The 8913-nt window shown below is 71.2% G+C and carries 6 protein-coding genes; all 6 read right to left on the minus strand.

Going from position 1 to position 8913, the window contains the following annotated elements:
- Positions 1-180: 180 nt before the first annotated feature.
- A complete protein-coding gene (locus tag ABNT58_RS22730; RefSeq protein ID WP_348755680.1) occupies positions 181-1386 on the minus strand; it encodes an acetate/propionate family kinase in 1206 nt (401 codons plus the stop codon).
- Complete coding sequence (locus ABNT58_RS22735) at positions 1383-2801, minus strand: bifunctional enoyl-CoA hydratase/phosphate acetyltransferase (protein ID WP_348755684.1); 1419 nt, start codon at positions 2799-2801, stop codon at positions 1383-1385. The genes ABNT58_RS22730 and ABNT58_RS22735 overlap by 4 nt, the downstream gene beginning before the upstream one ends.
- Positions 2802-2824: 23 nt before the next feature.
- The gene (locus ABNT58_RS22740; RefSeq protein ID WP_348755685.1) at positions 2825-3952 is read right to left on the minus strand and encodes an ABC transporter permease; all 1128 of its coding nucleotides are present in this window, start codon (positions 3950-3952) and stop codon (positions 2825-2827) included.
- 22 nt (positions 3953-3974) lie between these two features.
- Positions 3975-6713 carry a ribosome-associated ATPase/putative transporter RbbA gene (rbbA, locus tag ABNT58_RS22745; RefSeq protein ID WP_348755681.1) on the minus strand — a complete coding sequence of 913 codons (2739 nt, stop codon included), beginning with the start codon at positions 6711-6713 and terminating at the stop codon, positions 3975-3977.
- Complete coding sequence (locus ABNT58_RS22750) at positions 6710-7780, minus strand: HlyD family efflux transporter periplasmic adaptor subunit (protein ID WP_348755682.1); 1071 nt, start codon at positions 7778-7780, stop codon at positions 6710-6712. The genes rbbA and ABNT58_RS22750 overlap by 4 nt, the downstream gene beginning before the upstream one ends.
- A gap of 5 nt (positions 7781-7785) precedes the next feature.
- Positions 7786-8913 (minus strand): efflux transporter outer membrane subunit (locus ABNT58_RS22755; RefSeq protein ID WP_348755683.1); only part of this gene is annotated, 1128 nt, incomplete at its 5' end.

Below are 8913 nucleotides of genomic sequence, written 5' to 3' on the forward strand. Positions count from 1 at the left end.
CACTGGCGCGGGCTGGAGCTGGAAGCGGACGGCCGGCGGCGCATGGCGGTGAACCTGCGGCTCGCCGACCCCGGCCCGATCGCGGCGCTGCCGATCGATCACTTCGACGGGCTGGACGCCTTCGACGACCTGCCACGCGACGGGCGTTGCATCCGCGATCTGTGGTTTTGAGCCGGGCGCTCAGGCGCCCTGCGCGGCCACCAGTGCGGCTGCATGCCGCGCCGCCACCCACTCCTCGTTGGTCGGCTCCACTGCCACGCGCACGCGGCTGTCGGGGGTGGAGATGACCGGGGCATGTGCCGCGTTGGCTGCTTCGTCCAACGCCAGCCCCAGCCAGCCCAGCGCCTGCACGATGCGCTGGCGCAGCACCGCGCTGTGCTCGCCGATGCCGGCGGTGAACACCAGCAGATCGAGGCCGCCCATCACCGCCACCAGCGCGCCGGCTTCGCGCACGATGCGGCGCACGTAGAGGTCAAGTGCCAGCGCGGCGCGGGGCTCATCGGCCTCGTGCGCCAGCAGCACCCGCGGGTCGGCCGACAGGCCCGAGACGCCGAGCAGCCCGCTGTCGTGGTACAGCACCTGGCCCACCTGCTGCAGCGTCAGGTGCTCGATCTCCATCAGGTACAGCACCGCGCCGGGGTCGAGTGCGCCGGTGCGGGTGCCCATCATCAGCCCGTCGAGCGCCGAAAAGCCCATGGTGGTGGCCACGCTGCGCAGGCCCTGCATCGCGCACAGGCTGGCGCCCGAGCCCAGGTGGGCCACCAGCGTGCGGCCTTGCGCCAACGCGCCGTGCCGCTCGGCCAGCGCCACCGCCATGTATTCGTACGACAGGCCATGGAAGCCATAGCGGCGCAGGCCGCGTTCATAGGCCGCATAAGGCAGCGGCAGCAGCTGCTCGACCATCGGCAGCGTGTGGTGGAAGCCGGTGTCGAAGCAGGCCACCTGCGGCAGGTCGGGCCGCTCGCGCAGCAGGATCTCGATGGCTTCCAGCGCAAAGGGCTGGTGCAGCGGGGCCAGCGGAATCAGGCCCTTCAATTCGGCCAGCAGCGCCGCGTCCACCCGCTGCGGCGCGAAGTGCCGCGGCCCGCCATGCACCACGCGGTGCGCCACCGCGGCGATGGGGCGGCCGGCCAGCCAGCGCAGCACTTCGGTGCGGATGACGGCCAGCGCGGCCGCATAAGGATGGGCCGCGTCCAGCTGCAGCGGGCGGGGCGGGCTGCCGTCGCCCAAGTCCAGCGTGGCCTTCGGCCCGCCGATGCCTTGCACCTGGCCGCGCCAGGCGGCCTGCCGCGGCGGCTCGCCGCCCTTGGCGGGCATGGTGAACAAGCCGAACTTGATGCTGGACGAGCCGCAGTTCAGCACCACGATGTAGCCGGACGCGCTCATGGCGGGTTGCTCCTGAAATGGTGGGCCAGCAGCACCGCGATGGCGCAGGAGGCGATGCGGGTCTCCCGGCTGTCGGCGCGGCTGGTGAGCACGATGGGCAGCCTGGCGCCCAGCACGATGCCGGCGCTGGCCGCATCGCCCAGGTACTCCAGCTGCTTGGCCAGCATGTTGCCGCTTTCCAGGTCGGGCACCACCAGCACGTCGGCCTGGCCGGCCACCGGCGAGACGATGCCCTTGGTGCGCGCTGCCGCCACCGACACCGCGTTGTCGAAGGCCAGCGGCCCGTCGAGCACGCCGCCGGTGATCTGCCCGCGGTCGGCCATCTTGCACAGCGCGGCGGCGTCCAGCGTGGCGGGCATCGCGGTGTTCACGGTTTCCACCGCGGCCAGGATGGCCACCCGCGGCTCGGCCACGCCGATGGCATGCGCCAGCGTGATGGCGTTGCGCACGATGTCGGCCTTGTGTTCCAGCGTGGGCGCGATGTTGATCGCCGCGTCGGTGATGATGAAGGGCCGCGGATAGGCCGGCGTTTGCATCACGAAGCAGTGCGACAGCCGGCGCTTGGTGCGCAGGCCGGCTTCGGGCTGCAGCACCGCGCTCATCAGCTCGTCGGTGTGCAGGCTGCCTTTCATCAAGGCCTGCACCTGGCCGCCAGCGGCCAGCTCCGCGGCGCGGGCGGCCGCGGCATGGCTGTGGGGCACGTCTTCCAGCGGCACGCCTTGCAGGCTGAGCCCCGCTTCGGCGGCCACGGCTTCGATGCGGGCGCGCGGGCCCACCAGCACCGGCTCGATCAGGCCGGCGGCGCGCGCATCCAGCGCGCCGCCGAGGCTGAGCACGTCGCAGGGGTGCACCACCGCCACGCGGATGGGACCCAGGGGCAGCACCTGCTGCAGCAGCCGCGGCAGGCCGTTGGCGGCCAGCAGCCGCACTTCGGGCAGCGTGGCAGCGGGCCGCTCGATGCGCTGCTGCGGCGCCAGCACCGTGGCCTCGCCGTCGATCACGGTGCTGCCCTGCTGGTTCACGCAAGTGCAGGCCAGGGTCACCCGCCGGTGCACCGGTTCCTTGTCGGTCACGGTCACCCGCACGGTCAGGCGGTCGCCCACGCGCACGGGGGCATGGAACTTCAGCGTCTGGCCCAGGTACACCGTGCCGGGGCCGGGCAGGCGCGTGCCCAGCACCGCGGAGATGAGCGCCGCGCCCCACATGCCATGGGCGATGACGCCATGGAACTGGGTGGAAGCGGCATATTCGGCGTCCAGGTGTGCGGGGTTCACGTCGCCCGACATCACCGCGAACAGCTGGATGTCCTCGGCGCTGAGCTGGCGCTCGATCTGAGCGCTGTCGCCCACGGCCAGTTCGTCGTAGGTGCGGTTGCGCAGCAGCGTGGGCGGTGGTGGGGTGGGGCTGTGGGTCATGGCGATGAAGGGGAAGTAGGGCGTCACGCCATCTGCGCCAGCGTGCTGCGAAAGCGCCGCAACGACAGGCTGAACAGCAGCGCGCCGATGAAGGCCAGGGCCAGGAACTGCGGCCACACCACCGCCAGCCCCGCGCCGCGGAACAGGATGGCCTGGCCCAGCTGCACGAAGTGGGTGGTGGGCGCGGCCAGCATCACGTTTTGCACCAGCGTGGGCATGCTTTCACGCGGCGTCTGGCCGCCCGAGAGCATTTGCAGCGGCAGGATGGTGATGACCAGCAGCATGCCGAACTGCGGCATGTTGCGTGCCACCGTGGCCATGAAGATGCCCATGGACGTGGTGGCGAACAGGCTCAAGGCGGCCCCGGTGAAGAACAGCGGCAGCGAGCCCGCCACGGGCACCTGCAGCACGCCGCGCACCACCAGGCTGATGGACAGCCAGGCCGCCAGCAGCACCACCAGGCCCATGGACCACACCTTGGCCAGCATGATCTGCGCCGGCGTCACCGGCATCACCAGCAGGTGTTCCACCGTGCCGTGCTCACGCTCGCGGATCAGCGCCGCGCCGGTGAGCACGATGGCCAGCATGGTGATGTAGTTGATCAGCTCCACCAGGCTGCCGAACCACGCGCGGCTGAGCGAAGGGTTGAAGCGCGAGCGCAGCACCAGGTCCACCGGCGGCGTGGCGCTGCCGCGGTAGCGCTGCGCGAACTCGGCCACCTCGGCCAGCACGATCTGCTGCACATAGCTGCTGCCGCTGAAGGCCTGGCTCATGCGCGTGGCGTCGACGTTGAGCTGCAGCTGCGGGCCGCGGCCGGCCAGCACGTCGCGCTGGAAGTGGCGCGGTATCACCAGCGTGAAGGTGTAGTCGCCCGCGTCCATGCCGGCATCCATCTGCGGCCAGCCGATCATCACCGGCGGGCTGAACAGCGGCGGGTAGAACGCGCTGGTGATGCGCTGCGACAGCGGCGACCGGTCTTCATCGACGATGGCGATGGCCGCGTTGTTCAGCGTCTCGGGCTGCACCCGAGCAGCGTTGTAGATGCCCAGCGTGAACACATAGCCGATGAGCACCAGCATCACCGGGTCGCGCCACAGGCTCCACAGCTCCTTGATGCCCAGGCGCCAGGTGTTGGCGATGACGTGGCGCATGGGGTCAAGCTCTTGCATGGGGTCAGGCTTCTTGTTTGCGCAGCAGCGCGATGGCCGCGCCGAGGATCACCGGGACGGCGAGCGCCATGCTGGTCAGCGCATGCTGCAGATCAGCCGCGCCCAGCGCCTTGCTGAACACGCCGCGGCTGAGGTTGATCATGTGCGAAGCGGGGTACAACTCGCCCACCACACGGGCGCCGCCCTGCAGCGAAGACACCGGGTCGAGCAGCCCCGCGAACTGCGTGGCCGGCACGATGGTGCCGATCATGGTGATGAACAGCGCCGCGATCTGGCTGCGGGTGACGCTGGAAGCCAGCAAGCCCATGCCGGTGGAGCACAGGCTGAACAGCAGCGCCCCCAGCGCCAGCGTGGCAAAGCTGCCGGTGATGGGCACCCGGAACACCAGCACGGCCATCAAGCTCATCAGCAGGAAGTTCAGCATCGCCAGCGCCACGTAGGGCAGCTGCTTGCCCAGCAGGAATTCGGTGCGCGTCACCGGCGTCACGTACAGGTTGAGGATGGAGCCGGTCTCCTTCTCGCGCACCACCGCCAGCGCGGTGAGCATGGCCGGCAGCATCAACAGCAGCAGCGGCATGGTGGCCGGCACCATGGCCGGCAGGCTGCGCACGTCGGGGTTGTAGCGAAAACGCGTTTGCACGCCCGGCTGGCCGCCGGCGCTGCCCGTCTGCTCGGCCAGCCAATGCTGGTGAATGCCTTGTACATAACCGCGGGCGGTCTCGGCCCGCTGCGGCATCGCGCCGTCGATCCAGGCGCCCAGCTGCACCGGCTGGCCGCGCAGCACCTGGCGCTCGAAGCCGGGGGGTATTTCCAGCGCCAACGACAGCTCGCCGCTGCGCATGCGGCGGTCCACGTCGGCATCGTCGGTGATGGGCGGCTGCTCGCTGAAATAGCGCGAGCCCGACAGCGCCAGCCGGTAGCTCTGGCTCAGCGTCGACTGGTCGCGGTCGAGCACCGCATAGCGCAGGTGCTCCACGTCCAGGTTGATGCCGTAGCCGATCACCGCCATCAGGATCAAGGAGCCGGCCAGCGCCAGCGTGCCGCGCACCGGGTCGCGCCGCAGCTCCAGCGCCTCGCGCCACAGGTAGCTCAGCAGCCGTTGCAGGCTGAAGCGGCGGTGGCGCAGCGGCGCCGCGGGCGTGCCCGCCTGCGCCACGACCGGCGCCGGGCTTGCTTGGCCGCCCTCGGCAGGGCCTGGCTGCTCGGCCTCCTTCAGATAGCCGATGAAGGCTTCTTCCAGCGTGGCCGCGCCGCGCTTGGCCACCAGGCGGGCCGGTGCATCGCTGTCCAGCACGCGGCCGGCATGCATCATCGACATGCGGTCGCAGCGCTCGGCCTCGTTCATGAAGTGGGTGGAGATGAAGATGGTCACCCGGTCGCGGCGCGACAGCTCCACCAGCAGCCGCCAGAAGCCATCACGTGCCACCGGGTCCACGCCCGAGGTGGGCTCGTCCAGGATCAGCAGCTCGGGCCGGTGCACCATGGCCACGGCCAGCGACAGCCGCTGCCGCATGCCCAGCGGCAGGCTTTCGGGCAGGCTGCCCCGCACCGCCTGCAGGCCGAAGCGCTCGGCCATGTCGTCCACCCGCGCCGCGATCTGGTCGGCCGGCACCTGGAACAGCTGCGCATGCAGCACCAGGTTCTGCTGCACCGTCAGCTCGCCGTACAGCGAAAACGCCTGCGACATGTAGCCCACGCGGCGGCGGGTGGCCAGGTCTTTCGGGTTCACCTCGCGGCCGAACAGCCGGGCCTGGCCTTCGCTGGCCGGCAGCAGGCCGGTCAGCATCTTCATGGTGGTGGACTTGCCGCAGCCGTTGGAGCCGAGGAAGCCGAAGATCTCGCCGCGCCGGATGCGGAAGTTCACCCGGTCCACCGCCACGAAGTCGCCGAAGCGCATGGTCAGGTTCTGCGCCTCGATGGCGATGTCGTCTTCGGCCGCCTGCAGCGGCGGGATGACCACCGGCGCATGGCCGCGCTTGCGGGCTTCGGGCAGCAGGGTGATGAAGGCCTGTTCCAGAGAAGCTGCGCCGGTGCGGGCCAGCAGCTGCGCCGGCGTGCCGGTGGCCAGCACCTGGCCGGCGTCCAGCGCCACCAGCCAGTCGAAGCGCTGGGCTTCGTCCATGTAGGCGGTGGCCACGATGACGGACATCGTTCTTCGCTCACTGCGGATGCGGGCGATCAGCTCCCAGAACTGCGCACGCGCCAGCGGATCGACGCCGGTGGTGGGCTCGTCCAGGATCAGCAGGTCGGGGTCGTGGATGAGGGCGCAGCACAGCCCCAGCTTCTGCTTCATGCCGCCCGAGAGCTTGCCGGCCGGCCGCGACAGGAAGGGGTGCAGTCCGGTGGCCGCGGTCAGGCCATCGATGCGGCGGCGCCGCTCGGCCGCGTCATGGCCAAACAGGCGGGCGAAGAACTGCAGGTTCTCTTCCACCGACAGTGTGGGGTAGAGGTTGCGCCCCAGGCCCTGCGGCATGTAGGCGATGCGCGGGCCGATGGCCTCACGGTGCGCGGCATCGGCGATGTCGCCGCCCAGCACCTGCACTTGGCCGGCCTGCACCCGGCGCGCGCCGGCCGCCAGCGACAGCAGGCTGGACTTGCCCACGCCGTCAGGGCCGATCAGGCCCACCATGCAGCCTGCCGGCAGGTCGAGCGTGAGGTCGGCCAGCGCCTGCGTGCTGCCGTAGCGCTGCTGCACGCGCTGCAGCCGCACCACCGGCACGGCGGTGGCGGCGTTGCCGGTCACGGCTGCACCAGCCGGGCCAGGTGGGCCGGCCAGGGCTTTTGCGCATCCATGCGCACCCAGGCCATGCCGGGCAGGCCGGTCTTCACCTGGTCCAGGTGCTGCTGCAGCAACTGGCGGTCGATCTGCGCCCGCACGCGGAACATCAGCTTCTGCCGCTCGCTGGTGGTCTCCACCGTCTTGGGTGTGAACTGCGCCTGGCTGGCGATGTACGAGACCTTGGCCGGAATCACCAGTTGCGGCGCCGCGTCCAGCACGATGCGCACCTCGGTGCCCATGGCCACGCGGCCAGCCACTTCGGTGGGCAGGAAGAAGGTCATGTACACGTCCGACAGGTCGATCAGGTTGAGCACCCGGCCGCCGCCGCCCAGCACCTCACCCGGCTGCGCCACGCGGAACTGCACCCGCCCGTCGCGCGGGGCCTTGAGCTGGCTGTCGTCGATCTCGGCCTGGATGCGCTGCAGCGTGGCCTGCACCGCCTGCACCTGGGCCTGTGCGCTGGTGACCTGGGCTTGCGCCGCGCTGATGGCGGCCTGGGCCGAGACCACCTGGGCCTGCACCGCGGCCACCGCCGCCTCGGCGCTGCGGCTGCGGGCGCGGTCGTCGTCCAGCGTCTGGGCCGAGGTGGCGCCTTCACGCGCCAGGGTTTCCGAACGGTCCTGCCGGCGGCGCGCGGCATCGAAGTCGGCTTCGGCCCGGCGCACCTGGGCCTGCAGCGCGGCCTGGTCGGCGCGGCGCATGGCCACCTGGGCCTGGGCCGCGGCCACCGCGGTGACGGCCTGTTCACGCTGGGCCTGCGCTTCCTGCTGCTGGGCCAGCAGCGTCTGCACCTGCATGGTGGCCAGCACCTGGCCGGCCTGCACGAAGTCGCCTTCGTCCACCCGGATGTCCTGCACGCGGCCGGCCAGCTTGGTGGCCACGTCCACCTCGGTGGCCTCGATGCGGCCATTGCTGCCGATGAAGCCTTGGTCCACCGCGGCGGCCTGGTGCTGGCGCCACAGCAAGGCGGCGGCGACGGCCAGCGCCAGCAGCACGGCCGCGGGAATGAGCTTGTTCTTGGAGGGGGCCATGGTGTTCAGGGCTGCGGAAAGGACAAGGACGCCGAGCCGCCGCCCAGCGCGCGGTACAACGCCACCTGGCTGGACAGCAGCGCCCGCTGCGTCTGCGTGAGCTGCTGCGTGGCGGCGATCAGCGAACGTTCGGCATCCAGCACATCGAGGAAGCTGCTGGCGCCCTGGTCGTGGCTGAGGCGCGAGAGGCGTGCACGTTCCTGCTGCACCGCCAGCGCCTGCTGCTGCACCTGCAGCTGCTCGGCCAGCCAGTGGCGGGCCGACAAGGCATCGGCCACCTCGCGGAAGGCCACCTGCACCGCCTGTTCGTACTGCACCACGGCCTGCTGCGTGCGCACCTGCGCCAGGTCGAGGTTGGCCTGGTTGCGGCCACCATCGAACAGGGGCAGCACCAGCCGCGGCGCAAAGCTCCAGCTGCGGCCGGCGCCCTTGAACAAGCCGTCCAGTTCATCGCTGGCGGTGCCGCCGAAGGCAGTGAGCTGGATGGTGGGAAAGAAGGCGGCCCGCGCCGCGCCGATCTGCGCATGGGCGGCGCGCAGGCGGTGCTCGGCCGCTACCAGGTCGGGCCGTGCCAGCAGCAGGGCCGAGGGCAGGCCGGCCGGCAGCGTGGGCAGCCGCCAGGCGGCCAGCGGCTCGGGCAGCGGCGCCAGCGTGGCGGCCACCGGCCGGCCCACCAGCAGGTCCAGCGCATGGCGTTGCTGCTCCTGCAACTGCTGCAGTTGCGTGACCAGCGCTTCGGCCTGCGTCACCAGGGTCTGCACCTGCGTGAGTTCCAGCCGCGAGGCGGCGCCCACTTCGAAGCGGCGGCCGAAGATGCGCAGCGATTCGCGCTGGCTGGCGGCGCTGTCTTGCGCCAGGCGCAGCCGTTCGTCCACTTCGCGCAGGCCCAGGTAGGCATCGGCCACGCCGGCCACCACCAGCAGCGTGGTGGCGCGGCGGGCCTCGTCGGTGGCCAGCACGCTTTGCAGCGCGGATTCGTTGAGGCTGGCCAGGCGGCCCCAGAAATCGATCTCCCAGCTGCTGACGGCCAGGCCCGCGCGCCACTGGCTGGCGGTGACGGCGCGGCGTGTCACGCTCAGATCAGCCGGCGTGCGGCCGCGTGTGGCGTCTGCCGACAGCGCCAGCGTGGGCAG

The sequence above is a fragment of the uncultured Aquincola sp. genome (assembly GCF_964001545.1).
Taxonomy (GTDB): Bacteria; Pseudomonadota; Gammaproteobacteria; order Burkholderiales; family Burkholderiaceae_C; genus Aquincola.